This is a genomic window from Pantoea cypripedii (assembly GCF_011395035.1).
Classification (GTDB): domain Bacteria; phylum Pseudomonadota; class Gammaproteobacteria; order Enterobacterales; family Enterobacteriaceae; genus Pantoea; species Pantoea cypripedii_A.
Genome location: NZ_CP024769.1, coordinates 239,767 through 265,578, shown reverse-complemented (window position 1 = coordinate 265,578; position 25,812 = coordinate 239,767). Strand labels below are relative to the sequence as shown.

Genomic DNA, 25,812 nt, shown 5'->3' with positions numbered 1-25,812 from the left:
TCCACATTTTTCTGCGAGGAAAGCGCACGATGAACAACCTGCACTACAAAAGTTTGCTGGAAATTGGCCGCCTGATTCAGTCATGGGAGATCACCTCGGTTGAGGTCACCACGGCCCTGCTGGCGCGTATCGATACGCTGGACAAAACGCTGCACAGCTATTTTTACGTCATGCGCGATAGCGCGTTAAAGCAGGCGGCAGCAGCGGATAGCGAGATTGCCAGCGGCACGTTACGCGGCCCACTGCATGGGGTTCCCATCGCGCTGAAAGATCTGATCTGGACCAAAGACGCGCCCACCAGCCACGGCATGATCATCCACAAAGATCACTACCCGGCGGAGGACTCAACGGTGGTGGAACGTTTCCGCGCTGCCGGTGCGGTGATCATGGGCAAACTGACACAAACCGAAAGCGCCTTCGCCGACCACCATCCAGAGATCACCCGCCCGACCAACCCGTGGGGCAGCGCGCTCTGGACCGGCGTCTCCTCCAGTGGCTCCGGCGTCGCCACTGCTGCGGGCCTGTGCTACGGCGCGATAGGCACCGATACCGGCGGTTCAATCCGCTTCCCGTCGAACGCCAACGGCCTGACCGGCATCAAACCGACCTGGAGCCGTGTCACCCGTCACGGTGCCTGTGAACTGGCGGCGTCCCTCGACCATATCGGCCCGATGGCACGCTCCGCCGCAGATGCCGCCGCCATGTTGCAGGCGATTGCCGGACGGGATGAGAAAGACCCGACTTCCAGCAGCGAGCCGGTGCCGGACTATCTGGCGCTGATGACCCGTGGTGTCAGTAAATTGCGCATTGGCCTCGATAAGGCCTGGGCACTGGATCAGGTGGATGATGACACCCGCGCCGCCTTGCAGTCAGCCATTGCTACCCTGGGCGAACTCGGTGCGACTTTTGTCGATATCACCCTGCCGGATACCGAGAAGGCCGCAGCGGAGTGGAGCGCCCTGTGTGCGGTGGAAACCGCACTGGCGCATGAAGATACCTATCCGGCGCAGAAAGAAAAATATGGACCGGGCCTCGCCGGATTACTGGATCTGGGCCATCAGGTTACCGCGCTGGAATATCAACGTCTGCTGCTCAGCCGTGCGGCACTGCGGGGCGATATCTCCGCGTTGTTCAGTAAGGTGGATCTGGTGCTGGCTCCTGCCACTGCCTTCGCCGGATTAACCTGGGACACCATGACCCGTTTTGGCACCGATCAGGCACTGTTTAACGGCGTGCTGCGCTATACCAGTGCATTCGATGCCAGCGGCCACCCCACCATCACGCTGCCTTGTGGCATGACCGCTGCCGGTGCGCCTATTGGCTTCCAGCTGGTGGCCGCCCATTTTGCGGAAGCCACCATGATCCAGGGCGCGTGGGCTTATCAGCAGGTTACCGACTGGCATAAAAAACACCCGGCCCTGTAAATCAGCAGCGCATTTCCCGCCGCGCCCTGACGCGGCGGCCTTTTTATCACTTTCATGGCCCAAAAATTGCTTTATTTCTCCCACTGCCGCCCTTTTCGCCATGTTCAGGGGACGTTGCCATGAAAGAAAATTTCACCACCGATAACCTGGAAAACCGTCATCGCTTTGACGCCTGGCGCGATGCGGTATGTTCACGTCTGATCAAAGCCGAAGCCAGACAGACGCATAGCGGGGAGTTTTCCGGGAGTTTTGGCTATTCGATGCTGGGGCATGTGGACATCGCTAACCACATTTCCCGCACTGCGCTGGTGTGGCAACGTACAAGGGAATGCATTCGCCGCCACCCCAATCACGATTTCTATCTTGGCTATATCTGCTCCGGTTCTGGCACACTCAGCCAGAACGACAACCGGTCACGCGTCAGTGTCGGGGATGTGGTGATTTATGATGCTGCCACACCGTTTGATTTCGCGATGGACAATGTGGCGATCAATATCGTCCATTTGCCACGTCCGATGATTGAAAAAGAGGCTCCGGCCATCGCCCGGCTGGCAGGCAAAGCGCTGGATCTCAGCCGTCCGGGTATGTTGTCGCTCAGGCAAATGCTGACTGAAACCTTTGCCTTTAACGCCGAGCGTGAGAATGCGTTTCTGACTGAGCAATTCGCCAACACGCTGCTGAATATGATCTCCGTCAGCCTCAATTTGCAAAAAAGTGACGATGCGCTAAGACCCGATCTTTTCTCGCGCATGGTGAGCTATTTGCGGCTGAACCTGCACGAGCATGAGTTATCAGTGGCGCAGATTGCCAATGCGCATCATGTTTCGCCACGTACCGTCAGCCGGATATTTGCCGCCCATGGCACCACGCCGATGAATTTTGTCTGGCAGGAGCGCTTACAGGCCAGCCACAAAGCGTTGGCCGAAGGCAAAGCGCGTAATATCACCCAGGTGGCGATGGACCACGGCTTTAGCGATATGTCGCACTTCAGTCTGGCCTTTCGCAAAGCTTTCGGGTACACCCCCAGCAGTTTGATCCGTCAGCCGCAGAGCTGACTACTTTTGCAGGCTGTTGATCACCCGCTCGGCGGTATATTCCATGCTGCTGCGGGTGTTCATCGCTTCGCTGCGCATAAAATGGTAGGCCCCCGATTCATCCAGCCCGTATTCACGCATCAGAATGCCTTTCGCCTGCACCAGACGCTCGCTTTTGCCTTTTACCTGCCGCCTGACGGCCTGTAGCGTGCCGATCATCTGCACAATCAAGGCAAACGGGTTGAGGGTACGTTCCGCAATGGCCGTCGGTTGCAGCTCGATTAACAGCGGGAATAGCCGGGCATGATGGCAATCAGCGAGGGCGATCACCGGGATCTGCGCCCGACGCCAGGCTCGCATCAGTGGCTGGAGCGCCTGCTGATAATGCGGTTCCACCGCGACAATCACCAAGTGCACATCATCAGGCGCGTGGGCTGGCAGCGGCCAGCTGTGTTGTGCCTGACAACCCAGTTGCGTCAGAGAAGCACAGAACGCGCGAACGCTCTGTGCTTCAGGATGGAAAAGATACAGCCGGACGCCTGCAAGCGTCGCCAGTAAAGATTGCTCAGTCATGCTTCACCCTGTGGTGATCAAGTGGGAAGCATTACAGTAAGCAACCCAATCCGTGGCTGCTTTGTTGTGGCGGTCGGGGATTGTGTCAGATGAGACAGGCCGGGTCGCCCATCAGGCATGAAACCCTAAAAACTGCTCGGCGATACTGGCGCTTGAGCTGGTTTGCGGATCGATATGGTGAATAATCTGCCCCTTCTCAATCACATGGATCTGATCCGACAGCGCATAAAGAAACTCAATATCCTGCTCCACGAGGATAATTGAGATATCCATCTCATGTCGCAGCCGTTGCAGCGTCTCAATAATTTCCTCGCAAATATTTGGCTGGATCCCCTCAGTGGGCTCATCCAGCAACACCAGCTGCGGTTGCCCGCATAAACAACGCGCCAGCGCCAGTAGCTGCTGTTCACCGCCAGACAAGGCCCCTCCTGGCTGGGCCAGCAACCGCTTGAGGCGTGGAAAAATCTCCAGCATCTGCTCGATAATTTGCCCGGCGCGCGAGAAGTGCTTCACGCACCCCATACGCAGGTTTTCTTCCACCGTCAGCAGGGGAAAGATTTGCCGCCCCTGCGGCACAAACCCAATCCCCGCCGCCGCCCGCTGATGCGCCTGATACGCGGTGATATCGATACCGTTGAGCGCTATGCGGCCCTGCCAGGCGGGCAGTTCCCCCATAATGGTGCGCAGCAGCGTGGTCTTGCCCATGCCGTTGCGCCCTAACACACCGGTAAACGATTTTGCGCCGACGAACAGCTCAGACAAATGCAGCACCGGAATTTTGTTATAACCTGAGACCATCGCTTTGATTTCAAGCATGTTTAATCTCCACGTTACCGAGATACGCCTCTTTGACCAGCGGGTTGCTGGTGACCTCGCGGAAAGTCCCTTCCGCCAGCACCGCCCCCTGATTAAACACCGTCACTTTCTGCGCGATCATGCTGATGAACTCCATATCGTGTTCCACCACCACCACGGTACTTTGTTGATTGATGGCTTTAATAAGCTCAGCCGTTTTGCGGACTTCGTGATGCGTCATCCCGGCGGCAGGCTCATCCAGCAGCACCAGTTGCGGGCGGGAAATCAGGATCATCCCCAGTTCGACCCATTGCCGCTGACCGTGTGCCAGCTCCGCTAAGGTGGCGTCTGCAAGACTAGCCAGGCCGATATCCTGTAACACGCGATCAATAGCAGCCGGCACCTCCGCTTTCGCCATTTTATTCGCCGCCGCCTGCCACAGGTTGTCCCGCACGCTCAGCCCTTCAAACACGCTCGGCACCTGAGTTTTGATGCCAATCCCGAGACGGGCAATCGCCCATGGTCGCAGCCCGGAAATCACCTGATCACGATAGCGGCATTCACCCCGGCTCGGCGTCACCTGCCCGCTCAGCATTTTGAAGAAGGTACTTTTACCCGCGCCGTTCGGCCCGATCAGGCAACGGAGTTCGCCCTCATGCAGGGTAAAATCCACCTCTTTCACTGCGTGGACCCCACCAAAGCTGACACCCATCTTGTGAGTTTGTAACAGTACCGGTGCGTTCATTGTTTCACCTCACTCACCTGCGGCTGATTTGCCTGCGCCGTCGGTTGCCGCTTGCGTCGTCCCAGCCGTTGCAGCGTGGGCAAAATTCCGCCGGGGATCAGCAGCACAAAGACGGCCAGAATCACCCCGAGCACCAGATTGACGTCCACCGTTTGCTGCGCACCCAGCCGCGTCACCATCCACTGCAACAGAATGCAGCTGATCACCGGACCAAGCAGCGTGCCGCGCCCGCCGACAATCACCCAGATAATGATCTGCGCTGACTGGCTGATACTGAACACGCCGGGGCTGACAAATGCGCCCCAGTTAACGTACAGACACCCCGCCAGCCCGGCGATGGCCGCACCGATGGCAAAAGTCGCCAGCTTGTGGGCCGGAACGTTATAACCGAGCAGACCGGCGCGTTGTTCATTCTCACGGATCGCCACCACCGTTTTGCCAAAACGGCTCAACAGGACGAATTTCAGCAGCGCGTAGCACAGCGCCAGACAGCCAGCCGTCACCATAAAGATCGCTTCTGGTGACAAAATGGCATCTGGCTGGAATGGCAGGTTGAGGGTGGGCACCGAGGGAATACCATTGAAGCCGCCAAGCAGTGCCTGACCAATATGGTATTCACTGCCCGCCGTGGAGTTCACCCAGTTAAACAACACCAGGCTGACGGCCAGGGTGATCGCGCCAAGATACACATCGCTCACGCCGCCATAAAAGATCACATAACCCAGCAACAGCGAAAACAGCGTCGGCAACAGCATAGCCATCACCACCGCCCAGGTGGAATCACCCCAGTTGATGGCGCATATCGCGTAGGTATAGGCACCCAGGCCGAAAAACGCCGCCTGACCAAAACACAGAATGCCACCGTAACCCCAGATAAACGCCAGGCTGAGCGCCAGCAGCCCCATCACCAGAAACACCGTCACCGACAGCAGCGTATACAGCTCCAGTGTGCCTGAGAGCCAGAACGCCGCCAGCATCACCACCAGCGCGACCACGATGATTTGTACCCGTTCAGAAAGCAGTTTCATCACAGCGATCTCCTGAAGAAGCGTCCGGTGATGCCCTGTGGCAGCAGACGCAGCAGCACAATCGCACTCAGCAGCAACGCCACTGCGCCAAATACCGGTGTCCAGGCGTAGGTTGCCAGCTGGGAGATGGTGCCAAACAGGGTGGATGAGGAGAGCGTCCCGGCGATGATGGCGCTGCCGCCGCCAATCACCGTGATAAACGCCTTCGCAATAAAACTGATGCCAATCGTGGGAATCACCCCGGTAATCGGGGCCAGCAGCGCACCGCCCAGACCGGAAAGTGCCGCACCGAGGCCGAAGGTCAGGCTGTAGATTTTGCCAGGATTGGTGCCCAGCGCCGCCGCCATGCGCGCATTCTGCATGGTGGCACGTGCGCACAGACCGAGGGTGGTGAATCGCAGCAGCAGCCACAACCCACCGACCAGACACAAAGCAAACACGATGGTAAATAACGAGTAACCACTGGTGCTGTAGCTACCGATGCTGACGCTGGGTAGCGGTGAACTGATACCCAGCGTCGTGTTGCCAAAAACCATCGTCGCAGCACCGATCAGTGCCAGACTCAATCCCCAGGTTGCCAGCATGGTGTCAATCATCCGGCCATAAAGGTGGCGGATAATCACGCGCTCAATCACGATGCCAAACAGCCCCACCACCAGTGGCGCAATCACCAGCATGGCGATCCAGATAGGGATGCCGAGTCGGTTGGTGGCGAGAATCGCGCTATAGCCGCCGAGCATCATAAATTCGCCATGCGCCATATTGACAATTTTCATCATGCCAAACACCACCGCCAGACCGAGGCTCATGATAATCAGCACCGCGATAGCATTGAGCACCTCAATGCCGTAGATAATTAACAGATCCATAGTGGCTCCTGTTACAGCTCGATTTGATACTGTTTGGTATCGCGCGGATTTTTCTTCAGATCGCACACCATCGCGGTATCACTCGGTGGCTGATCGGTGAAGGTTTCGAGGATCTTCATCTGATGGTTTTCAACTTCAGCAATGTGCACATCCAGCGAGCAATGATGCGTGGCCGGATCAACCGTGACTTTGCCACTCGGCGAGGTCACGCTAACGCCCGATTCCAGCGCTTCAATCACCTTCATGCGATCAATGCTTCCCGCTTTGCGTACCCCTTCCGCCCACACCAGCATGCCCTGATAAGCGCCCATCGCCAGGTCGCTGATATTTGGGGTATCAGCGCCGTAGCGATCATGGAATTTCTTCACAAAGGCCTGGTTTTCCGGGGTGGCGATCTCCTGCATATAGTTAGCCGCCACCAGGATGCCGTTGCTCTCCTCCGGTGACAGGATGATGTGTTCGTTGCCGCCACCGAATACCGTCGAAGCAATCGGAATCTTGCCGCTCATGCCCGCCGCGTGCCACTGGCGATAGAAGGAGATATGCGCACCGCCGACCAGTGCCGACCACACCATATCCGGTTTGGCGCTCTGGATTTTTGAGATAGCGGCCCCAAAGTCGGTGACATCGAGCGGGAAGAATTCCACCGCCATCACTTCCCCGCCGTTATCATGTACCGACTTTTTCACCCAGGCGGAAACGATCTGGCCATAGTTATAATCGGCGGCCAGCACATAGACCTTTTTGCCCCATTTCTTCATCGCGTAGGGCACCAGTTTTTCCACGGTTTGTGCTGGCGTAGAGCCGGTTGAGAAGTAGTTGCGGTCACAAACGCCGCCTTCATATTGGGTGGGGTAAACATAGAGGGTGCGGAAACGATCCAGTACCGGGCGGATCACCTCACGCGACGCTGAAGTGATGCCACCGTGCACCACGGATACCTTGTCTTTTAACGCCGCCTGCTGCGCGTATTGCGCATACAGCTGCATATTGGATTGGGCATCATAATTAATCATCTGCAACGGTCGGCCCAGCAAGCCCCCGGCCGCATTGATTTCGTCGGCCGCCAGATTGATGGCGTTGGACATCGGTTTACCGTAGATATCCAGACCACCGGAAAGATCGAGAATGGTCGCCACTTTGATGGCGTCTTTATTATCCGCCGCAAAACTGATTTTCGGTGCAACGCCCGCAGCCAGACCTAATGCCGATAATGCAGATCCCTGAAGAAATGAACGACGACTAATAGCCATAGCACCCTCTGAAAGAAGTTATGAGTCAGTTAGAACAACAGAATGGATTTCCGGGAGAACCGGACAGGGTGAAACCAGCAGCTGGCAGACAACGCTGTCTGCATTAAAAAAGATGAGATTGCCACAACGCTGGGGCAATATTTTCAGGAAGCAATAAGCGGGCCAGTCTTAATCATTCCCGGCCAGCTCAGAACATTCGCGGGTTGTGATACCAGACAGAACGATTATTTTATTGCTGCTGCACGTTTGCGCGGCATTCAGCACCACGGCGGTGCATGCGCAATTCTTTCCAATACCCGCAAACGACAACATGGTTAAATAGCGCCACTCTTACCAGCGCGGGATGCGTGTTTAACTATGTTGCAGTTTTCCAATGGTTTTCTGTTGAGTTTGTCGTTGTGCCTCGATATCGGTCTGGCGAATATCGCCATGATCACTCTGGCAATGCAGCGCGGTTATTTCCACGGTTTCTGGCTGGGGATTGGCACTTGCGTTGGCGATTTGATTTATGCGCTGCTGGCACTGGCAGGCATGGCGGTAGTGTTGCAGTTTGCAGCGGTACGCTGGGTACTGTGGATTGGTGGCGGGCTGTTATTAGTCTGGTTCGCGCTCAAAATGCTGCTGGCGGCATACCATTCGGTCACCGCAATCAATATGTCCGAACAACAACCCAAACGTTCATTGATACGTGAATTCAGCCGTGGCGTGATGCTGGCGCTATCATCCCCCACCGCTATCCTGTGGTTTGCCAGCGTTGGTGGCGCGTTGATTTCACGTATGGGGCACGGGAATACGGGTTCCACCTCATGGTTCCTCAGCGGCTTCTTTATCGCCGGAGTCTTCTGGACCTGCGTGTTATGTCTGGTGGGCAGCATGGGCGGGAAACTGCTGGGACAGCGCCTGCTGAAATATTCCTATCTCGCGTCGGCGCTGATTTTCTGTTACTTCGCTGTCTATGTCATCAGCTCTGGCTATCGGGAATTTATCCTTAGCTGATGCGCATAAAGATGCGGCGTGGTGCCCATCACCTTGCGGAAGGCGTTGATAAAATGGCTTTGATCGTAAAAACCAAGTTGCAGCGCCGCCTCCTGGGGATGCACACCACAACGCAGCAGATCACGCGCCTGATGTAAACGCAGCTGCATATGGTATTGCAGGGGTGGCATGCCGGTAAGTTGAGTAAAACGCCGCACCAGATGGTATTTACTGAGACCGACCTGCTGCGCCAGCGTATCCAGCTGCGGTTTGATACTCAGATCAACTCGCAGCAGCTCTTTCACCTGAGCGATAAGCTGTTCATCGCCCTGCTGGCAACTGGCTTGATCATCCAGCAACTCGCCGCATAACCACATCAGCCGTTGTTCGTCATCCTGCTGCGCCGCATCCGCAAAGCGACAAATGGCAGCAAACACCCGTGCATCGTAATACGCTCCCTCACGCAAAACCGGAGCCTCACTGGTGCTGCGCAACCCCTGCTGCGCCACCACTGCGCGCAGCACCGACTGCGGCAGATGCACGCTAATAAAACTCACCGGTTCCAGGCTGAACGCTGACGCCTGAATCGACGCCGGGTTGTAAACCGTGACCTGCCCGGCCATCGCTTCATGTTCTTTACCATCCAGCCAGATCGCTTCCCGGCCACTCAGGTTAGCGCAAATCACATATTCATCATGTAAATGACGCGGAAAACCGCTGTCACTGGCGGTGACGCGGGAACATTCAATACCATTACGATTCAGCCATTCAGATGCGTTTAGCGACACAAATCAGGACCCATTGCGCGAAAAGAGCTTTATAACATCATCCGGAGGAATTGGTGTAGCGGAGCGATTTATCGCGCGAATCTTAAACGATACAACGCATCCACTGGCACAGATTATCCAGCATCGTCATACAGCGTTCGACTTGTTCAATAGCGATAAACTCATCCGGCTTATGCCCCTGCGCCATGCTGCCCGGTCCGCAAATCAGCGTGGCAATCCCCGCTGCATCAAACAATCCCCCTTCGGTGCCAAACGCCACGGTTGAGAAATCATCGCTGCCACTCCATTGCGCCAGCCACTGCGCGAATTGCGATTGTGGATCGGTGAGCAAGCCAGGATAGTGGCTCAGCGGCTGAAAACGAATCGCGCTTTCGGCTGCCACCGCCTGCATTTGCGGTAACAATTGCTGCTGCGCGAACTGCTCGAACTCGGTAATCACGCTCTGAACATTTGCGCCTGGCAGATAGCGAATTTCAAAATCAAACTGACAATCCTGCGGCACGATGTTCAAGGCGCTACCGCCCTGAATCACACCGATCTGAAGCGTGCTGTATGCAGGATCAAAACGCGCATCCTCTACCTGCTTCAGTTGCTGAGCCGCATCGCCAAGCTGGTTGATCAGCTTTGCCGCGTATGCGATGGCATTGACGCCGGAAGGTGCATAGGCCGAATGACAGGCGCGGCCATGAACCTGGCAACGCATCGCCACCTTGCCTTTGTGCCCATATACCGGACGCATCTCCGTTGGCTCGCCGATGATGCACATGGCGGGCTTTTCCGCAGACGCGCGCAGATAATCCACCATGCTACGCACGCCAAGGCACCCCACTTCCTCATCATAGGAAAAAGCCAGATGCAGCGGCAGGCGTAACGGCTGGGCCAGAAAGTTATCCAGCGATGCCAGCACGCAGGCGAGGAAGCCTTTCATGTCGGCACTGCCGCGGCCATAGTAACATCCATCCTGTTGCGTCAGGGCAAACGGCGGCAGCGTCCATTGCTGACCATCGACCGGCACCACATCGGTATGGCCGGATAACATCACCCCGCCATCACCGCCCGGTCCCAGCCGGGCATACAGATTGGCTTTGCGCCCGCTGTCATCCATGATGCGTTGCGATGCGATGCCGCGCTGGGCCAGAAAATCCTCAATCCAGGCAATCAACGCCAGATTGGATTCGCGGCTGGTGGTATCGAACGCCAGCAGCGCCGCGAGGATATCACGCACTGCGCTACTCATCGCCGGGTACGCCATAGCTCGGGGCATCGCGCGGATCGAGTGCACGGGTGACGTAAGCCTGCATCTGCGGTTCATACGCCAGCCACAACTGGTGCAGCTCAGCCAGTGGGTTGTCCTCCGCCCAGTCAACGCGCAGATCCACCAGCGGCCAGGTGTAATCATCCACCACCTTCACGGCAGCAGAATGCACCGGACCGGCTTCCCCCCCGGCGTCGATTCCCGCCTGCAACGCCGTAATCAGACGACTGGTAAGTTCACCGGTTGTGGCTTCAAAAGCCGCCACCATCGCAGCAATCACCGCTTGATCCGCCAGCATATTGCCAGCCGCCACGCAGTCTTTACCTTGCACCACATGATAAATACCCAGCGTCTTGTCGCCGCTAAAGGCGGCGCTGCGACCGCTGGCGTCCATCACCGTAACCTGGCGATATTCGCTAAAGCGATCTTCCGCCAGCGCGCTCTTTAGCGCCTGTTCCGGTGCCTGGCCCTCTTCGAGGCGCGCAAGAATCTGCTGCCCGAGCGCCGGTAACGTAATGTTTTGACTGGATACCGCCCCCACTCCGGCTACCAGCCACGGGCAACGCGCGCCGACGGCAATACTTGATGAGCTAATGGCGATACCAAGCTGGCCGGATTCCGCACAGCGTGCGGCAATCGAAAGCGTCATTTTGCCTCCCAGCCATCCGGGATCACTGCAATCACATCAATTTCCATCAGCCACTGCGGCTGTGCCAGCGCCGATACCACCAGCCCGGTTGAAATGGGAAACACCCCTTTCAGCCATTTCCCCACTTCCTGGTAAACCGGCTCGCGATAGCGCGGATCGATAAGATAGGTGGTGGTTTTTACGATATGGCTCAGGTCGCTACCGGCTTCTTCCAGTAATTGTTTGAGGTTTTTCATCGCCTGTTCAGTCTGGGCGCGTGGATCGCCCAGTCCCACCAGATTCCCTTCAAAATCGGTGCCGACCTGGCCGCGCACGTAGACGGTATTACCGGCGCGCACCGCCTGGCAGAGATCGTTGTCCAGCGTTTGATTCGGATAGGTTTCTTTGGTGTTGAACATACGAATACGTTGATGAGTAGGCATAACAGTTCCTTAAAGCGAGTCGGAGGGAGCGCGGTACTGCTGGTACTGGCGCTGAATAGCAATCTGGTCAGCAATAAATTTGGCATCGTGCCAGACGCCCCAGATAAAGGTGGAACCACGGCGTGACAACCACGGCAAGCCGAGGAAATAGACGCCAGGCTCGCTGGAAACGCCGCGATGATGCTGCGGTCTACCCTGTTCATTAAACGCGTTGACCTTCAGCCAGCTGTAATCGGCGACATAGCCCGTCGCCCAGATAATGCTGGTGATCCCGGCTTCAGCCAGATTGAGGGACAACTGTGGATGGGTGACGCAGGCGGGGTCTGGCAGGAATTCACGCGCCTGCGGTTCTGGCGGCAAATCAAGACCATTACGGTCGATATATTCATCAGCGGCGTCCAGCAACGCGAGGTAATTCGCATCGCCGCGCGCAATATTCAGTGCCAGATCGTCCTGAAAACGCACGCTGTTATCAGTGAAACTTTCCGTCAGGCCAACGAGGTTAACGCCCTGCGCCGCCAGACGACGGAAATCAACGGTATGTCCACCGCGTGCGCCACTTACGGCGATAGTGACATGTTCTTTACCCGGTTGGCTGGCTGCGGCATCCCACAGGCCGAGCACCCCAAGCCACCAGCAGAAGTCCCGGCCACGGTAGGAACGCGGCGGGCGATCGTGCGGCCCCACCGACAGCCACACTGGCTTACCGGCGCGTTGCAGTTCATCGGCAATCTGCACTCCGGAAGAACCGGCACCAATCACCAATACGCCACCCTGCGGCAGCTGCTGCGGATTTTTATAGTCTGCCGAGTGCAGCTGTTGGACCTGGCTATGTTGCGGGGCAATCGCCGGGATAACCGGGCGCTGGAAGGGTCCGGTGGCCGCCACGATCCGCTGCACATGAATGACGCCTGCGGAGGTGGTGACGGTAAAACCACTGCGTCCCTGATTGCGTTCAGCGCTTAACACTTCGACGCCAGTATGAATCGGTGCCTGGTGCATGGCGGCGTAGCTGACAAAATAATCGGCAACCTGCTCTTTCGCCACAAAGCTGTCTGGCGCGCAGCCAGGAAATTCCATTCCCGGAAAGCGGTCATGCCACGCCGGACCGTTGGCAACCAGCGAATCCCAGCGACGGCTACGCCAGGATTCGGCAATACGATTTTTCTCCAGTACCAGATGCGGAATGCCCAGACGCGTCAGGTGTTCGCTCATGGCAACCCCCGCCTGACCCGCGCCAATAATCAGCGTATCTGTTTCAGTTTTTAATGATGTCATTTCAACGTCCTTCATCCCGCATCATGCAGGGGATTAACCACTTAAGAAGGACCCAAGACTATTGGAGCGCATGCAGACGGTAAAATATTATAAAGTGAGCGTCTGGATAGAAAATATTTAACCTGATGGCAACGTTAACCAGCGAAATAAAGCATAAGATCGCGCTAAAGCCGCAGCGGCTCTACATAACCCACGTAAAAAGGTACTGAGATAAATCAAAGCGACACTATTTACAGGCAATATTTTTACTTTCTAATTTTGCAAAATTGAAAACATTTTTTATTGCCAGAGTTGATTCACTCGTGTGCAATGGTGCACTAAAATGATGCATTAGCCTGCGGCAATAATATTTAAAACCTAAAAATCATTAAGTTACCTCATAGCATCATCATTCATTTTTCTATTTTGCGACGTCCCATTTTAGGGCGGCGAATCCATAAGCGAGATTGCATCTTTTTTTTATATTAGTTAGCTATATTTTTCTTCATTTCTCTCCATAGCCAACTGTTGCAACATCCCATCAACGTTATTTTCACCCCTCCCAATTTTTTGGGTGGTTATAACCGCAACCATGCGGCAAGCCTGCAAATGACTTTGTTGAGATAACTATGATGACAAACAACCCAAAAGATAGTGCTGTTGCAACCACGATAGAGTTGAGCACCATCCAGCCTATTCCCGCAAATGAGCGTCATGGCAAACCACGGGATCTTTTTACTATCTGGTTTGGTTCAAACATTATGTTGCTCACCGTGATTACCGGTGCGCTCGCGGTAAGTATTTTCCACTTATCTTTTATGTGGGCCACCCTCGCCGTACTGATTGGTAACCTTGCCGGTGGGCTGTTTATGGCGCTGCATTCTGCACAGGGGCCACAATTAGGTGTGCCGCAGATGGTGCAAACCCGTGGTCAGTTTGGTTCTTATGGCTCCGTACTGGTGGTTGCGTTAGTGGTCATCATGTATATCGGTTTTCTGGCTTCGAATCTGGTGCTGGGTGGTCAATCACTGCATGCCATCTATGCACCCGTTTCAACCGATACCGGCATTCTGGTGTCTGCGGTGCTGAGTCTGGTGGCCTGCGCCTTCGGCTATAACCTGATTCATGCCTACACCAAAGTCATGTCATGGGTATCCGGTATTATTTTGCTCGCGGCCTTTGCGTGGATTGTTTTCGTACATGGTCTGCCAACTGATTTTCTCGCCCGTAATGGTTTTAATCTCAGCGGATTCCTCGGCGCTATTTCTATCGCCGCGTTATGGCAGCTGGCCTATGCCCCTTATGTTTCCGACTATTCACGTTATATGCCAAAAGATATCAGCGAAAAAAGCGTCTTTTGGTGTAGTTATCTGGGATGTGTACTGGGTTCATTGTTCCCGATGATTCTCGGCATTCTGGTTTCAATTTGTATTGTGGACGGCGATTTAATCACCGGCATTGTTAATATGACCGGCGGGTTATCTTCAACCGTGATCATTGTTTTCGCTTTAGGCATTGCCGCAACCAATGCAATGAATTTGTATTGTGGTGTGCTCTGCACCCTGACTCTGGGCCAGACATTTCTGCCTAAATGGTCGCCGCTTTCTGGTGCCCGCATTGTGGTTTCGATTGTCACCATCCTGATTGAAGTCTTGATAGCGATTTATGGTCAGGAAAACTTCCTGGTGAATTACACCAACTTTATTCTGATGTTGCTGTATGTGCTGGTGCCGTGGACAGCAATTAACCTGGTTGATTATTACCTGGTGGCCCACGGCAATTATGATGTTGCGTCTTTCTTCCGTCGTGACGGAGGGATATATGGTTACTTCAATTCGAAAGCCATTTTCTGTTATCTGCTGGGTATCGTGGTGGAAATCCCCTTTATGTCCACCGCCATCTATACCGGCCCGGCGGCCAACATGTTGGGTGGTGCCGATATCTCCTGGATTATTGGTTTAGCCATCGTCTCACCTGTTTATTATTTCCTCTGCCGTACGCAGGCAGTCGCACAAACCTCTGTTGTTAAGTAATCACCGGGATGACTATGAATAATAGCAACACCTACGACTACATCATTATTGGTGGTGGCTCCTCAGGTTCAGTACTGGCCGCCCGGCTTGCTGAAGAGAAAGATTTAAAGATCTGTCTGATTGAGGCCGGAAGCCGGGATGATACCCCGCGCATCCAGACGCCTGCGGGCACCATCACCCTGTATAAAAGTAAAAAGTTCAGCTGGAACTTTTATTCAACGCCACAAAAAAGCTTAGGGGGGCGGCAAATCCACGTCCCGCGCGGCAAGGCGCTGGGCGGTTCCTCATCCATGAACAGCATGATTTATATCCGCGGGTTGCCGTCAGATTATGATCGCTGGGAACAACAAGGTTGTGATGGCTGGAACTGGAACAGTGTCTTGCCGTGGTTCAAACGCTCGGAAAAGAATCTGTTGTCACAGGACCCGGCTTACCATGGTTTTAATGGTGAGCTACTGGTCGATAAACCGCGCGATCCCAATCCGGTATCTAAGCTGTTTGTCGCTGCCGGGGTGCGCAGCGGATTAGTGGAGAATAGCGACTTTAACGGTAAATCGCTGGCAGGTGTCGGCATTTACAACGTCACGCAAAAGGATGGCAAACGATTATCAAGCTTTCGTGCATTTTTGCATCCCCATATTGGTCGCAGCAATTTAACTGTCATGACCGATTGCACCGTGCAAACACTGATTATTGAAGACAAAGTGGTGAAAGGTGTGCGAATAACTGAGCATGGTCGCGATCAACCCACATCCATTTTCTGCCGCCACGAAGTTATCCTTTCGGCAGGCTCGATCGGCTCACCGCATATTCTGCTGAAGTCAGGTATTGGGCCAGCTGCTGAACTTGAAGCCGCAGGTATTCCGCTGGTGCACCCTCTTCCCGGCGTAGGAAAAAATCTTCAGGATCATCTGGATGGTCTGGTCACCGTGCGTTCCAGAAACCCGCTGACGCTTGGTTTTTCCCTCGCCGCCTGGAAACCGATCCTGACATCACCCTTCAAATATCTCTTTCGTCGCAAAGGATGGTTAACCACCAATTATGTTGAAGCTGGTGGCTTTGCCGCGACAAAACTCAGTAGCGATGAACCCGATATTCAGTTCCATTTTGTGCCGGGTTATCGCAGCCACCGGGGGCGCTTATTTGAATGGGGTCACGGCTACGCTATTCACACCTGCGTGTTACGCCCGAAATCGATCGGCGCGTTGCAGTTAAGGCATGATGGGCAAATCGCTATTGATTTTAATTTTCTCGCCAACCCTTATGACGCCAGCGTGCTGGTTGAGGGGATAAAAGTGGCAAGGAGTATTCTTGCGCAGCCGGAATTCAATGCTTTGCGCGGCGAAGAAATGTTGCCTGGCAAACATATTCAGACCGACGAACAACTGCATCAATACGTCAAAGAATATTGCGCCACCGTTTTTCATCCGGTTGGCACCTGCAAGATGGGGAGGGATGAAATGAGCGTTGTCGCACCGGATACCCTCAAAGTCTATGGCGTGGAAAATTTGCGCGTGGCTGATGCGTCAATCATGCCCTCGCTTATCAGCGGTAATACCAATGCGCCCTCAATTATGATCGGCGAACGTGCGGCAAGCATGCTCCTCAAAGGAACGCCAGTATCTGACACCGCAACGAATAAGGAAAACGCGTATGCATAATCGTGATTACTGGCAAGGTCTGCTGAATAAACAACGCTTTAGCACGCATGCCATTATTGAAGGTAAACCTTACTTCGCTAAAGCGGAAAAAACCTGGGCAGTGGTGAATCCCGCCACCAATGCGGTGCTATCTGAAGTTACCGCTTGCCAGGCTGAGGATATTGATGCAGCGGTGCGTTCCGCGCGCCAGGCATTTACCTCGGGTATCTGGTCGGAATGCCCGTTAGAGCAACGCAAAGCCGTGTTGCGCAGGCTGGCGGAGTTGATGCTGGCGCACCGGGAAGAACTGGCGCTGCTGGAAAGCGTGAGCATGGGCAAACCGGTGCTCGATGCGTATAACGTTGATGTGCCCAGTGCAGCTCATGTGATTGCCTGGTACGCAGAAAGCATCGATAAGATTTATGGCGAAGTCGCTCCCACCCGTCCGGGAACGCTGGCAACCATCACCCGTGAACCTGTCGGCGTTGTTGCCGCCATTGTACCGTGGAATTTTCCCCTCGATATTGCCGCCTGGAAAATCGGCCCGGCGCTGGCCGCCGGAAACAGTGTGATCCTTAAACCTTCCGAGAATTCGCCATTCACCGCCCTGAAGCTGGCAGAACTGGCGCTGGAGGCCGGATTGCCAGCTGGGGTGTTAAACGTCGTCACCGGGCTTGGTATCGAATCCGGTGCTGCACTGGGTCTGCATAACGATGTCGATGTTATTACCTTTACCGGTTCGACAGCGGTGGGCAAAGCCTTTATGGGGTATTCAGGCCAATCCAATTTGAAACAAGTCTGGCTGGAATGTGGCGGCAAAAGCGCCAACATTGTTTTTGCCAATTGCCAGGATCTTGATTTAGCGGCGGAAAAAGCCGCTTTCGGTATTTGTTTTAATCAGGGTGAGGTCTGTTCTGCCAACTCCAGATTATTAGTGGAACGTAAGATCTATCCCACCTTTATGGCGAAATTGATCAGTAAGTTGAACAACTGGCAACCCGATCATCCACTTAACCTGGATGCAAAGATGGGGGCAATGGTGTCAACAGCACACAAAGATAAGGTGATGGATTTTATTCACACCGCCATTGCCCAGGGTGGTGTTTTACGCGCCGGTGGCGAAACCCGGGAAATCGAGACGGTTGCTAACTACATTCTTCCTACGGTGATTGAAGTGGGGAACGAGGATATGGCCTTATGGCGTGATGAAGTCTTCGGTCCGGTATTAGCGGTGAAAGTCTTTGATGATGAGTCGGAAGCCATTGAACTGGCGAATAATCATATTTACGCCCTCGCCGCGTCAGTGTGGTCGGACGATCTTAATCAGGCCTACCGCGTAGCGCGTAAACTGAATGCTGGAACGGTCTCCGTTAACACCGTTGATGCGCTGGATGTGACTGTCCCATTTGGCGGTAATCAGCAATCGGGCTTCGGTCGTGACCTTTCTTTACATGCGTTTGATAAGTTCACCAAATTAAAAACCACCTGGATTGAATTACGCCAGTGACTTTAGACGCTTGCTCTGCCCGGTCTCGCAACCGGGTAGAGCAGCAACTTAAGAGGTGCTGACAGCCGGGGTTAATTCTACGCTGCGACAATAATCCATAAATAAACGCGTCGGACGCGTTGGTTCATTATTTTGCAGATAAGCCATAATCAGCGTCGATGCCGCCATTTCATCGACAATATCGAGTTGCACCAACCGCTGCCCATCATATGTCATATCTGAACAGGGGCGGGTCACCAGCACCGAAAAGCCCAACCCCTGCCCGACCATGCAACGCACCATTTCAATTGACGGTGAGCTATAGGCCACTTCGGGGTAATAACCATTCTCTTTGAAAATGCTGATAAAGTAATTTTTGCTGGGTACGGCGTCCAATAGGATCATCGGTTCGTTGGCCAGTTCCTGCAATGTCACCGCACTTTTTTTCGCCAGCGGATGAGCAGCCGGAAGTAGCGCATAGGGTTTATGCGGCGCATTAAGCGGTTCTTTCTGAATCGCATTGTCCAGGTCAAGATCGTAGAGAAATGCCATATCAAAACGGCCACGGTGTAAGCCGTGCATCAGCTCATGTTGTTCACCGTCGTAAAGCTGAATATTGATTTCCGGATAGAGTTTTTTGAAGCCCGCAATCAGCTTTGGCATATACAGCGGGGCCGCCGATTCAAAACAACCCACGGCGATGGTGCCGCAGACCAGCTCATTTTCTGCGCGTGAACTTTGCTCAAACTCATATGACAGCCGTAGCAACTCCTTTGCTTTTTCGTAGAACCGCCTGCCACTGGAGGTGAGCGATACACCCTGCGCGTGATGGCGAATGAACAGTTGCTGTTCAAAAGCGTCCTCAAGATTTTTGATGGCGACCGAAATCGAAGGCTGGGCGATATGCAGCTGACGCGATGCTTCAGCGATGCTTTCGGTCTCAACCACGGTGACAAAATATTTAAGTTGCTTGAGCGTGAAATGTGTCATGAAAAAACCGTTATAGAATATTGTCAGGTGAATGGTTTGCATAGCTTTAGGCTAAGTAATAAAGATCAAGCAAGCACCGTGCCATGTATTCGGGATCACGATGGCATTCTTAAACGGGAAAATTGGCAATTTGCAGGGTGACGCAGGATTTTTACTGCACCATTAAGCATCAGATAACGCTGACCGACGCCTTTTTTGCACCTTGTCAGGGCAGAGGAAGCTGCTCGCGCACCAGACTACGCAGCCAGCGATGCGCCACATCATTTTCCAGCCGGGGATGCCAGAACTGCGAAACTGTCATTTCCGGCGTGCTGAACGGCAGTTCAAAACTCACCAGTGCCGGGTTGGCTTTAATTAACGGATGATAGAGAAACAGCGAACGGGGCACCAGCGCCACCAGGTCGGAGCCTTGCGCAATCGCCACCGCCGTGGAAAACGCTGGGACGACGGCGGCAATCTGCCGGGTATAGCCCGCAGCCGTCAGTGCATCATGGATCGGCCCACCCAGCTCTCCGCGACGTGAAGCAACGATCTGTCCCCAGGCAGCCAGTTCGCTTAACGTCACCCGCCGCGCCAGCGGATGTCCCTGGCGCACCACGCCCACAAACCGATCGCGAAACAACGCCTGCATGCGGATTTCCGGCCCCATGTTGCCAAGCACGCCAATCTCCAGATCGACCCGTCCTTCACGTAAATCGCGCGAACTTTTTTCCGGCTTCGCCACAAAGTTCAGCCGCACACGCGGCGCAACCTGCGCCACTGCGTTGATTAAGGTGCCACCGAAGGCTTCGACAAAGCCCTCATTGGTGCGCAGATGAAAACTGCGGTCCAGCGTCGCCAGATCCAGTGGCATCGCCGCCGGTTGCAGCACCGCGCGCGCCTCACTGACGCTATGCTGGGTTCGCTGCCGAATCTCTTCAGCGTAGGGGGTCAGCACCATATTACGCCCTGCCCTCACCAGCAACGCATCACCGGTGGTGGCGCGCAATCGCCCCAGCGTGCGGCTCATAGCGGATTCACTCAGACCAAGGCGACGCGCAGCCCCTGTCACACTGCCTTCAGTCAGCAGCGCATCAAGCGCGAAAAGCAAATTCAGATCGGGTTCATTCATACTTTATCCTCGCTGATTGATGCTGAGGAAACAAGGCGTTTGGTGCAGGTGGGATAGTTAATGTGAGGAAGACATTGGTGATTTTTCAGGAAATTATCAGATGTGCCCCATGCTGGATTTCGCTACAACTGCCGTTGGTGGTAATTATGATTACAAGGTGTACATTGTACTCTTAAATGGCGTACAGTGTACTCATGCGAAGGAGAGCAAAGCTGTGAGCCATGCGATAGAGTTCATCGAAACCACGATGTTTACCCGTCAGATAAAGCAGATCGCAACCGATGATGAGCTTAGAGAACTTCAAAAGGAACTTATAGGTTCACCCCATAAAGGTGATCTGATACAGAAAACTGGCGGACTGCGTAAAATCAGAATGGCAACGCGCGCACAGGGAAAAAGTGGTAGCAATAGAGTGATCTATTTTTTAGCGACTGAAGAAGTCATCTACCTTGTAATGGCCTATCCGAAAAGTATTAAAGACAGCCTGACTGAATCTGAGAAGTCTGAACTAAAGAAACTGACAAAATTATTGAAAGATGAGGTATGAAATGAGTTTTTTTGACGATCTAAAAACTTCACTGGAAGAAGCTGTTGATATAAAAAGTGGCGTTAAGACTCCAGCTCGTGTTGCTCGCTATGAGATTGCAGATGTAAAAGCCATCAGAGAACAGCTGAACGTTTCACAGGCAGAAATGGCAAGAGCATTAGGGACCAGTATCGATACTATCAAAAGCTGGGAAGCCAAACGGCGTAATCCAACCGGGCTGGCAGCGAAGGTACTGGCTACTATCCAGGCTAATCCGGCTTTTTATCTTGAGCTGGCTGCCCATTGAGTTTTCTTCCCCCTGATTGTACGTGTCTGCACAGACTTGTTGCGGCGCGATTTATCGCGCTTTTTCCAGATATTTAGCCGCATCATAAAATCTGCGCGATAAATCGCGCCGCTACGGATCCTCGCAGTTATTGACCGGGTCGTACCTCAATGCGCCACTACCGGCGTTTGGTGCATGTTATCAATGCAAATGCTGCGCGTTCCGCCTGCTGACTAACGGCGCTACACTTTTGCAGCAACGTTAATCACCGGAGAGAATCTTATGAACCCTTCAGCAACCCCACGTGTTTTACTTATCGGTGCCTCTCGCGGACTGGGTTTTGCCCTGACTGAGACCATGTTACAACGCGGCTATCACGTCGTCGCGACCGGCCGCCAGCACTCCACTGTCTCACTGGATAAGCTGAGTCAACGTTACCCAGACACCCTGAGTGTAGAAAGCGTGGATATCAACGAACCGGATCAGGTAAGCGCTCTGCAGCAGCGCCTCGGCGATCGCCAGTTCGAGATGTTATTCGTCAATGCCGGGGTGAAAAATCAGGATGGTGAAACCATCGCCGACGTCTCCACAGACGAGTTTATTCGTGTGATGGTGACCAACGCACTCAGCCCGCTGCGCGTGATAGAAACCTTCAAAGATAATGTCAGCGCCGATGGCACCATTGTAGTGATGTCATCCGGCCAGGGCAGTATCACCAATAACACCAATGGCAATTACGAAGTCTATCGTGGCAGCAAAGCCGCTCTGAATATGCTGATGCGCAGCTTTGCCGCACGTCATCAGGACGATGGGCGCACCTTATTGCTGATGGCGCCGGGCTGGGTACGCACCGATATGGGCGGACCCGAAGCGCGACTGAGTATTGAAGAGAGCATCCCCAACCTCCTGAATACCATGGAAACATGGCGTGGCCGCACCGGGTTACATTATCTCGACTATCTTGGCCGCGTGGTACCGTGGTAATGCCTTTAACGCAGTTTGCGCAGCACCAGTTGGCGGAGTTTTTCGCGCATCCAGCGATGGGCTGCATCCTCGTTCCCCGCCTTATGCCACAGCAGCGATAACCTGTAATCAGGCATCAACACCGGTACGGGTGCAGCACACAGTTCATAACGTTGGCACCAGCTACTGACCAGCCCCTGTGGCACGGTAGCGAAAAGCGGCATACGGTTTAGCATCATCGGTAATGCGGAGAAATGCGGCGTGACAAACCGCACATGGCGGGCAACCCCCTGTTGCCTGAGTTGTTCATCGAGCGCACTTTCGCTCACGCCGCGATACGACACCAGTACATGATCGTGCTGAACGAAATCGGTCAGCGTTAGCGGTGAAGTGAGCCGAATATGCCGGTTATCCCACAAGGTGCAGAAACCGGCGCTGGTGATAGGGTCTCGTATCAAATCACGGCTGGTTTCGTTGCCAACCATCACCGCCATATCCACCTGCTGTTTCTCCAGCAGCGGAATGGCCTGCCAGGGATCGGCGGCCAGCACCGTGATATCCACCAGCGGCGCTTCTGTCATCAAATCTGCCAGTAAATCCGGCATCAGCCACTGCTCGATCCAATCGCTCATACCGAGACGAAAGCTGTAACGATCCTCCAGCGGGTTGAACGCTGGCGTACTAAAAATTGCCTGTTGTACGCCCTGCAACAACGGCGCAATTTGCTTCACCAGTTGCTCCGCGCGTGGCGTCGGCGTCATTCCCTGCGAGGAACGCACAAATAACGGGTCGCCAAACATCTCACGTAAACGTTTCAGCGCCGCGCTGACTGCTGGCTGTCCGAGATACAACCGCTGCGCCGCGCCCGTTACGCTACGTGCTTCGTACATCACCAGCAGCACCACCAGAAGATTAAGATCGACGCGAGTTAAATCATTTTCGTTGATGATTTCCATGATTTTAATCGATTTAAGTAATGTTTATGGCTTCAGTATAGTGGCTCCATTAACTGACCGGGAGAGAATTATGCCAATCCGTGTGGGCAACTGCCTGATCGAGAAAGTGACCGAACAAACCGCAGCCATCCCCTTTGGCTCGCTATATCCCGATCATCGCCATGAAATGTCCAGTGCGCTGACGCAACAAACGGCTGAATTGTCGATCCACAGCTGGGTGGTGCGAACCGGTAACGACATCATCATTATCGATACCGCCACGGGCAACCAACGTGAACGAGACCATAAGCCCCTGTTTCACCAGCTACAAACCGATTATGCCGCACGCCTGGTTCAGGCCGGTGTGCAGCCACAGGAAGTGACGATAGTATTGATGACGCATATCCACACCGATCATGTTGGCTGGAATACCCACTGGCAGGATGGGCGCTGGCAACCGATGTTTCCGCGTGCGCGTTACATCTGCTCTGCGCGGGAACTGGCGCGATGCCAGAGCAACCCGGCGATGCAGGCGTTATATCTCGATAGCATTCTGCCGCTGATCAAAAGCGGCCAGCTGGAGACGGTAGATGTCGATAATTCGCCACTGTTTGCCGGGGTACTGCGCTATCTGTCTACCCCCGGTCACAGCTACGATCATGCTTCGCTGGTGCTTACCAGCCACCACCAGCATGCGCTCTTTTCCGGCGACGTCATGCATCACCCCATTCAGTTTCAGTTCCCGCACTGGAACTCGGTGTTTTGTGAAAATAAAGCGCTGGCGGTGCGTTCACGGCAACAGGCGATGGACTGGTGCCAGCAACATCAGGCAATCTGGTTCAGTTCCCATTTTTCTGCCAGCTCATGTGGCAGGGTTACCCCTGCTAAAGATGGGCTGCTTCACTGGATACCACTGGAGGCCGAACCGGATGCAATATGCTGATTATTTTCGTGCTTCGCTAAGCGACCTGACCCAGGCGCTTAATCAAGGCACCACCACCTCTCGCCAGTTAACAGAATTTGCCCTGCAACGCATTGCGGAAGCCGATCAAACCGGCCCACGTTATAACGCCATCACCTGGCTGTTTGCCGACCAGGCACTGGCTGCTGCTACGGCCAGCGATGCGCGCCGCCGTCGGGGTGAATCACTGGGTCGCCTGGAAGGTATCCCGGTCTTAATCAAAGATAACATCGAGGTACAAGGCTGGCCCACCAGCGCCGGTTCAGTCTTGTTACGCGCAGTCATCGCCGCTCAGGACGCGCCTCTGGTGACGGCGCTGCGCGATGCAGGTGCGGTGCTGCTCGGCAAAACGGCGATGCATGAACTGGCGGCAGGGATTACCGGCGCATCCTCCCTCAATGGTTTTACCGACAACGCCTGGCTGGCGGGCCATTCACCGGGTGGCTCCAGCAGTGGCTCGGCGGTGGCTGTCGCGGCAGGCTATGTTCCGTTGGCGATCGGCACCGATACCGCAGGTTCGGTCCGTATTCCGGCCGCCTTCAATCATCTGTATGGCCTGCGCATGACGCACGGTGCTATCAGTATCGAAGGCATTGTACCGCTATCACCGACCCAGGATATTCCCGGCGCGCTGGTGCGACATCCTGACGATCTACGCCTTGCCAGTGAGATCCTGAGCGGGCAGCAGCTTGCCGAGGGCAATGAACCCCTGCGCATCGGCCTATGGCTGGAAGGATTTGCCAGCGGTGAGCTGGCGATCAACCAGGCGGTAAGGGCTGCCGTAGCGGCGCTGACTGGCGAGGATGGCACGCAACAGGAGATTACCTTCCCGCAGCTTGAAACCCTTGCCACCGATGCCAGTATCATTCCCTGGGAATTCGCTGAAGCGCTGGCAGACTGGCTGGCCGACAAACCGCAGGCCGAAGTGAGCACGCTCAGCGAGGTGGTGGCATCGGGGCGTCATCATCCGCAACTGGAAGCGGTATTTACCGCACGCGCCAGCCATCCAGGCAAGGCCAGCGAAAGTTATGTGGTACAGCAGGTACGTCAGCGCACGCTTTATCAAACCCTCAGCCAGCTGTTTGCCCAGCGCAGGATCAACCTGCTGGCCTACCCGGTGGTAAAACATCCTCCGGTGAGGCATGGCGAGTTGCAACCTGGCAACAACGCCCTGCTCGCTGCGGTAACCGGGGCACCGGCTATCAGCATCCCGGTGGGCTTTACCGCCCAGGGATTGCCAATTGGCATGGAGCTGCTGGCATTGCGTGGACGGGAAGATCTGTTGCTGTACGCAGCAGCACGGATGGCGGAGATTGGGCGCTAGACCATTGCCACAGTGGCGGCAATGGTCAACGTATTGCCCGCTACTGGCAGTTTGGTGCGCCAGCAACGTTCGTATTGGCTACCGCATTGATATTGGTAAAGGCCTGTGGATTATTCGACGCCTGAAAACAATAGTTGTCTGAGTGTGGTGCTTGTATGGCAAAGAAACAGGATGAGGCATTCGCCGGGAACGAGATATTATGCATATCCTGAATAGCGAAGATGGTGGCAGTAGCCGCCCGTGTTGCGGGGCTATTAGGGTTTTTGCGGAAGGTAATACCAGTATTGGGTGCCGTAACCTGGATTTGCGCATAGTTGGTGCAATTGGCACTGAACGGCAAATCAACAGCGAAGGCCGGTAGTGACATGGCGGAAAATGCACTCAGGATCAGGCCAGCTGTCAGGAAATAGGCAATACGTTTTGTTTGCATGAGATACGTCCTTTTTCATCGAGAGAAATCTGCAATAAATGCAGCGGTTTGTTGCAACAT

At 54.5% G+C, this 25,812-nt stretch carries 26 protein-coding genes; 11 read left to right on the top strand and 15 right to left on the bottom strand.

Annotated features, from left to right (window positions below; genetic code table 11):
• The first annotated feature begins 29 nt into the window (after nucleotides 1-29).
• Both CUN67_RS21630 and CUN67_RS21625 read left to right on the top strand, forming a co-directional pair.
• Complete coding sequence (locus CUN67_RS21630) at nucleotides 30-1,424, top strand: amidase (protein ID WP_208717519.1); 1,395 nt, start codon at nucleotides 30-32, stop codon at nucleotides 1,422-1,424.
• 119 nt (nucleotides 1,425-1,543) lie between these two features.
• Entirely contained in the window at nucleotides 1,544-2,479 is a 936-nt protein-coding gene (locus CUN67_RS21625) for a helix-turn-helix domain-containing protein (RefSeq protein ID WP_208717518.1), read from the top strand.
• On the opposite strand, the gene CUN67_RS21620 is transcribed toward CUN67_RS21625, so the two are convergent.
• The 6 genes from CUN67_RS21620 to CUN67_RS21595 form a co-directional block, all read right to left on the bottom strand.
• Nucleotides 2,480-3,031: an ANTAR domain-containing response regulator gene (locus tag CUN67_RS21620; RefSeq protein WP_208717517.1), complete on the bottom strand. Its 552-nt coding sequence runs from the start codon at nucleotides 3,029-3,031 to the stop codon at nucleotides 2,480-2,482.
• A gap of 111 nt (nucleotides 3,032-3,142) precedes the next feature.
• Nucleotides 3,143-3,847, bottom strand: a complete 705-nt coding sequence (locus CUN67_RS21615) for an ABC transporter ATP-binding protein (protein ID WP_208717516.1) — start codon at nucleotides 3,845-3,847, stop codon at nucleotides 3,143-3,145.
• Nucleotides 3,840-4,571, bottom strand: coding sequence for an ATP-binding cassette domain-containing protein (locus CUN67_RS21610; RefSeq protein ID WP_208717515.1), 732 nt, complete (start codon nucleotides 4,569-4,571; stop codon nucleotides 3,840-3,842). Before CUN67_RS21610 ends, CUN67_RS21615 begins: the two co-directional genes overlap by 8 nt.
• Complete coding sequence (locus CUN67_RS21605; protein WP_208717514.1) at nucleotides 4,568-5,599, bottom strand: branched-chain amino acid ABC transporter permease; 1,032 nt, start codon at nucleotides 5,597-5,599, stop codon at nucleotides 4,568-4,570. Before CUN67_RS21605 ends, CUN67_RS21610 begins: the two co-directional genes overlap by 4 nt.
• Nucleotides 5,599-6,468, bottom strand: a complete 870-nt coding sequence (locus CUN67_RS21600; RefSeq protein WP_208717513.1) for a branched-chain amino acid ABC transporter permease — start codon at nucleotides 6,466-6,468, stop codon at nucleotides 5,599-5,601. Before CUN67_RS21600 ends, CUN67_RS21605 begins: the two co-directional genes overlap by 1 nt.
• Nucleotides 6,469-6,479: 11 nt before the next feature.
• Entirely contained in the window at nucleotides 6,480-7,721 is a 1,242-nt protein-coding gene (locus CUN67_RS21595) for an urea ABC transporter substrate-binding protein (protein WP_208717512.1), read from the bottom strand.
• Between the two features lie 357 nt (nucleotides 7,722-8,078).
• On the opposite strand from CUN67_RS21595, the gene CUN67_RS21590 reads away from it, so the two are divergent.
• Entirely contained in the window at nucleotides 8,079-8,717 is a 639-nt protein-coding gene (locus tag CUN67_RS21590; protein ID WP_208717511.1) for a LysE family translocator, read from the top strand.
• Here the strand turns inward: CUN67_RS21590 and CUN67_RS21585 are convergent.
• The 5 genes from CUN67_RS21585 to CUN67_RS21565 form a co-directional block, all read right to left on the bottom strand.
• Entirely contained in the window at nucleotides 8,693-9,484 is a 792-nt protein-coding gene (locus CUN67_RS21585) for an AraC family transcriptional regulator (protein WP_208717510.1), read from the bottom strand. The genes CUN67_RS21590 and CUN67_RS21585 overlap by 25 nt on opposite strands.
• A gap of 82 nt (nucleotides 9,485-9,566) precedes the next feature.
• Entirely contained in the window at nucleotides 9,567-10,721 is a 1,155-nt protein-coding gene (argE, locus tag CUN67_RS21580) for an acetylornithine deacetylase (protein ID WP_208717509.1), read from the bottom strand.
• A complete protein-coding gene (locus CUN67_RS21575; RefSeq protein WP_208717508.1) occupies nucleotides 10,714-11,388 on the bottom strand; it encodes a DUF1028 domain-containing protein in 675 nt (224 codons plus the stop codon). Before CUN67_RS21575 ends, argE begins: the two co-directional genes overlap by 8 nt.
• Nucleotides 11,385-11,810 carry a RidA family protein gene (locus CUN67_RS21570; protein ID WP_208717507.1) on the bottom strand — a complete coding sequence of 142 codons (426 nt, stop codon included), beginning with the start codon at nucleotides 11,808-11,810 and terminating at the stop codon, nucleotides 11,385-11,387. Before CUN67_RS21570 ends, CUN67_RS21575 begins: the two co-directional genes overlap by 4 nt.
• A 9-nt stretch (nucleotides 11,811-11,819) precedes the next feature.
• Nucleotides 11,820-13,088 (bottom strand): flavin-containing monooxygenase, encoded by a 1,269-nt coding sequence (locus CUN67_RS21565; protein WP_208717506.1) that lies wholly within the window; start codon nucleotides 13,086-13,088, stop codon nucleotides 11,820-11,822.
• Between the two features lie 608 nt (nucleotides 13,089-13,696).
• Here CUN67_RS21565 and CUN67_RS21560 point away from each other — a divergent pair.
• From CUN67_RS21560 to CUN67_RS21550, 3 genes are read left to right on the top strand one after another with little or no spacing between them, the layout of a single operon-like run.
• Entirely contained in the window at nucleotides 13,697-15,100 is a 1,404-nt protein-coding gene (locus CUN67_RS21560) for a purine-cytosine permease family protein (protein WP_208717505.1), read from the top strand.
• Between the two features lie 14 nt (nucleotides 15,101-15,114).
• Nucleotides 15,115-16,761 carry a GMC family oxidoreductase gene (locus CUN67_RS21555; protein ID WP_208717504.1) on the top strand — a complete coding sequence of 549 codons (1,647 nt, stop codon included), beginning with the start codon at nucleotides 15,115-15,117 and terminating at the stop codon, nucleotides 16,759-16,761.
• Nucleotides 16,754-18,247, top strand: coding sequence for an aldehyde dehydrogenase (locus CUN67_RS21550; protein WP_208717503.1), 1,494 nt, complete (start codon nucleotides 16,754-16,756; stop codon nucleotides 18,245-18,247). The genes CUN67_RS21555 and CUN67_RS21550 overlap by 8 nt, the downstream gene beginning before the upstream one ends.
• Nucleotides 18,248-18,295: 48 nt before the next feature.
• On the opposite strand, the gene CUN67_RS21545 is transcribed toward CUN67_RS21550, so the two are convergent.
• Both CUN67_RS21545 and CUN67_RS21540 read right to left on the bottom strand, forming a co-directional pair.
• Nucleotides 18,296-19,216, bottom strand: coding sequence for a LysR substrate-binding domain-containing protein (locus tag CUN67_RS21545; protein ID WP_208717502.1), 921 nt, complete (start codon nucleotides 19,214-19,216; stop codon nucleotides 18,296-18,298).
• Nucleotides 19,217-19,421: 205 nt separating this feature from the next.
• Nucleotides 19,422-20,327 carry a LysR family transcriptional regulator gene (locus CUN67_RS21540; RefSeq protein WP_208717501.1) on the bottom strand — a complete coding sequence of 302 codons (906 nt, stop codon included), beginning with the start codon at nucleotides 20,325-20,327 and terminating at the stop codon, nucleotides 19,422-19,424.
• Nucleotides 20,328-20,541: 214 nt separating this feature from the next.
• Here CUN67_RS21540 and CUN67_RS21535 point away from each other — a divergent pair, with 214 nt between their 5' ends.
• The 3 genes from CUN67_RS21535 to CUN67_RS21525 all read left to right on the top strand — a co-directional run bounded on the left by CUN67_RS21535 (nucleotide 20,542) and on the right by CUN67_RS21525 (nucleotide 22,123).
• Nucleotides 20,542-20,874, top strand: coding sequence for a type II toxin-antitoxin system RelE/ParE family toxin (locus CUN67_RS21535; RefSeq protein ID WP_208717848.1), 333 nt, complete (start codon nucleotides 20,542-20,544; stop codon nucleotides 20,872-20,874).
• Between the two features lies 1 nt (nucleotide 20,875).
• A complete protein-coding gene (nadS, locus tag CUN67_RS21530; protein WP_208717500.1) occupies nucleotides 20,876-21,160 on the top strand; it encodes a NadS family protein in 285 nt (94 codons plus the stop codon).
• Nucleotides 21,161-21,421: 261 nt separating this feature from the next.
• The gene (locus tag CUN67_RS21525; protein ID WP_208717499.1) at nucleotides 21,422-22,123 is read left to right on the top strand and encodes an SDR family NAD(P)-dependent oxidoreductase; all 702 of its coding nucleotides are present in this window, start codon (nucleotides 21,422-21,424) and stop codon (nucleotides 22,121-22,123) included.
• Nucleotides 22,124-22,128: 5 nt separating this feature from the next.
• Here the strand turns inward: CUN67_RS21525 and CUN67_RS21520 are convergent, their stop codons facing one another.
• Nucleotides 22,129-23,058: a LysR family transcriptional regulator gene (locus CUN67_RS21520; protein WP_208717498.1), complete on the bottom strand. Its 930-nt coding sequence runs from the start codon at nucleotides 23,056-23,058 to the stop codon at nucleotides 22,129-22,131.
• Between the two features lie 70 nt (nucleotides 23,059-23,128).
• On the opposite strand from CUN67_RS21520, the gene CUN67_RS21515 reads away from it, so the two are divergent.
• Complete coding sequence (locus CUN67_RS21515; protein ID WP_208717497.1) at nucleotides 23,129-23,980, top strand: MBL fold metallo-hydrolase; 852 nt, start codon at nucleotides 23,129-23,131, stop codon at nucleotides 23,978-23,980.
• The gene (locus CUN67_RS21510) at nucleotides 23,967-25,322 is read left to right on the top strand and encodes an amidase (protein ID WP_208717496.1); all 1,356 of its coding nucleotides are present in this window, start codon (nucleotides 23,967-23,969) and stop codon (nucleotides 25,320-25,322) included. Before CUN67_RS21515 ends, CUN67_RS21510 begins: the two co-directional genes overlap by 14 nt.
• Nucleotides 25,323-25,362: 40 nt before the next feature.
• On the opposite strand, the gene CUN67_RS21505 is transcribed toward CUN67_RS21510, so the two are convergent.
• Nucleotides 25,363-25,752 carry a hypothetical protein gene (locus tag CUN67_RS21505; RefSeq protein WP_208717495.1) on the bottom strand — a complete coding sequence of 130 codons (390 nt, stop codon included), beginning with the start codon at nucleotides 25,750-25,752 and terminating at the stop codon, nucleotides 25,363-25,365.
• Between the last annotated feature and the right edge of the window lie 60 nt (nucleotides 25,753-25,812).

Bases quoted from the DNA above. Each gene is read 5' to 3' on its own strand.
- CUN67_RS21630 (WP_208717519.1), top strand. From the start codon at position 30: ATGAACAACCTGCACTACAAAAGTTTGCTGGAAATTGGCCGCCTGATT.
- CUN67_RS21625 (WP_208717518.1), top strand. From the start codon at position 1,544: ATGAAAGAAAATTTCACCACCGATAACCTGGAAAACCGTCATCGCTTT.
- CUN67_RS21620 (WP_208717517.1), bottom strand. From the start codon at position 3,031: ATGACTGAGCAATCTTTACTGGCGACGCTTGCAGGCGTCCGGCTGTAT.
- CUN67_RS21615 (WP_208717516.1), bottom strand. From the start codon at position 3,847: ATGCTTGAAATCAAAGCGATGGTCTCAGGTTATAACAAAATTCCGGTG.
- CUN67_RS21610 (WP_208717515.1), bottom strand. From the start codon at position 4,571: ATGAACGCACCGGTACTGTTACAAACTCACAAGATGGGTGTCAGCTTT.
- CUN67_RS21605 (WP_208717514.1), bottom strand. From the start codon at position 5,599: ATGAAACTGCTTTCTGAACGGGTACAAATCATCGTGGTCGCGCTGGTG.
- CUN67_RS21600 (WP_208717513.1), bottom strand. From the start codon at position 6,468: ATGGATCTGTTAATTATCTACGGCATTGAGGTGCTCAATGCTATCGCG.
- CUN67_RS21595 (WP_208717512.1), bottom strand. From the start codon at position 7,721: ATGGCTATTAGTCGTCGTTCATTTCTTCAGGGATCTGCATTATCGGCA.
- CUN67_RS21590 (WP_208717511.1), top strand. From the start codon at position 8,079: ATGTTGCAGTTTTCCAATGGTTTTCTGTTGAGTTTGTCGTTGTGCCTC.
- argE (WP_208717509.1), bottom strand. From the start codon at position 10,721: ATGAGTAGCGCAGTGCGTGATATCCTCGCGGCGCTGCTGGCGTTCGAT.
- CUN67_RS21575 (WP_208717508.1), bottom strand. From the start codon at position 11,388: ATGACGCTTTCGATTGCCGCACGCTGTGCGGAATCCGGCCAGCTTGGT.
- CUN67_RS21570 (WP_208717507.1), bottom strand. From the start codon at position 11,810: ATGCCTACTCATCAACGTATTCGTATGTTCAACACCAAAGAAACCTAT.
- CUN67_RS21565 (WP_208717506.1), bottom strand. From the start codon at position 13,088: ATGACATCATTAAAAACTGAAACAGATACGCTGATTATTGGCGCGGGT.
- CUN67_RS21560 (WP_208717505.1), top strand. From the start codon at position 13,697: ATGATGACAAACAACCCAAAAGATAGTGCTGTTGCAACCACGATAGAG.
- CUN67_RS21555 (WP_208717504.1), top strand. From the start codon at position 15,115: ATGAATAATAGCAACACCTACGACTACATCATTATTGGTGGTGGCTCC.
- CUN67_RS21550 (WP_208717503.1), top strand. From the start codon at position 16,754: ATGCATAATCGTGATTACTGGCAAGGTCTGCTGAATAAACAACGCTTT.
- CUN67_RS21545 (WP_208717502.1), bottom strand. From the start codon at position 19,216: ATGACACATTTCACGCTCAAGCAACTTAAATATTTTGTCACCGTGGTT.
- CUN67_RS21540 (WP_208717501.1), bottom strand. From the start codon at position 20,327: ATGAATGAACCCGATCTGAATTTGCTTTTCGCGCTTGATGCGCTGCTG.
- nadS (WP_208717500.1), top strand. From the start codon at position 20,876: ATGAGTTTTTTTGACGATCTAAAAACTTCACTGGAAGAAGCTGTTGAT.
- CUN67_RS21525 (WP_208717499.1), top strand. From the start codon at position 21,422: ATGAACCCTTCAGCAACCCCACGTGTTTTACTTATCGGTGCCTCTCGC.
- CUN67_RS21520 (WP_208717498.1), bottom strand. From the start codon at position 23,058: ATGGAAATCATCAACGAAAATGATTTAACTCGCGTCGATCTTAATCTT.
- CUN67_RS21515 (WP_208717497.1), top strand. From the start codon at position 23,129: ATGCCAATCCGTGTGGGCAACTGCCTGATCGAGAAAGTGACCGAACAA.
- CUN67_RS21510 (WP_208717496.1), top strand. From the start codon at position 23,967: ATGCAATATGCTGATTATTTTCGTGCTTCGCTAAGCGACCTGACCCAG.
- CUN67_RS21505 (WP_208717495.1), bottom strand. From the start codon at position 25,752: ATGCAAACAAAACGTATTGCCTATTTCCTGACAGCTGGCCTGATCCTG.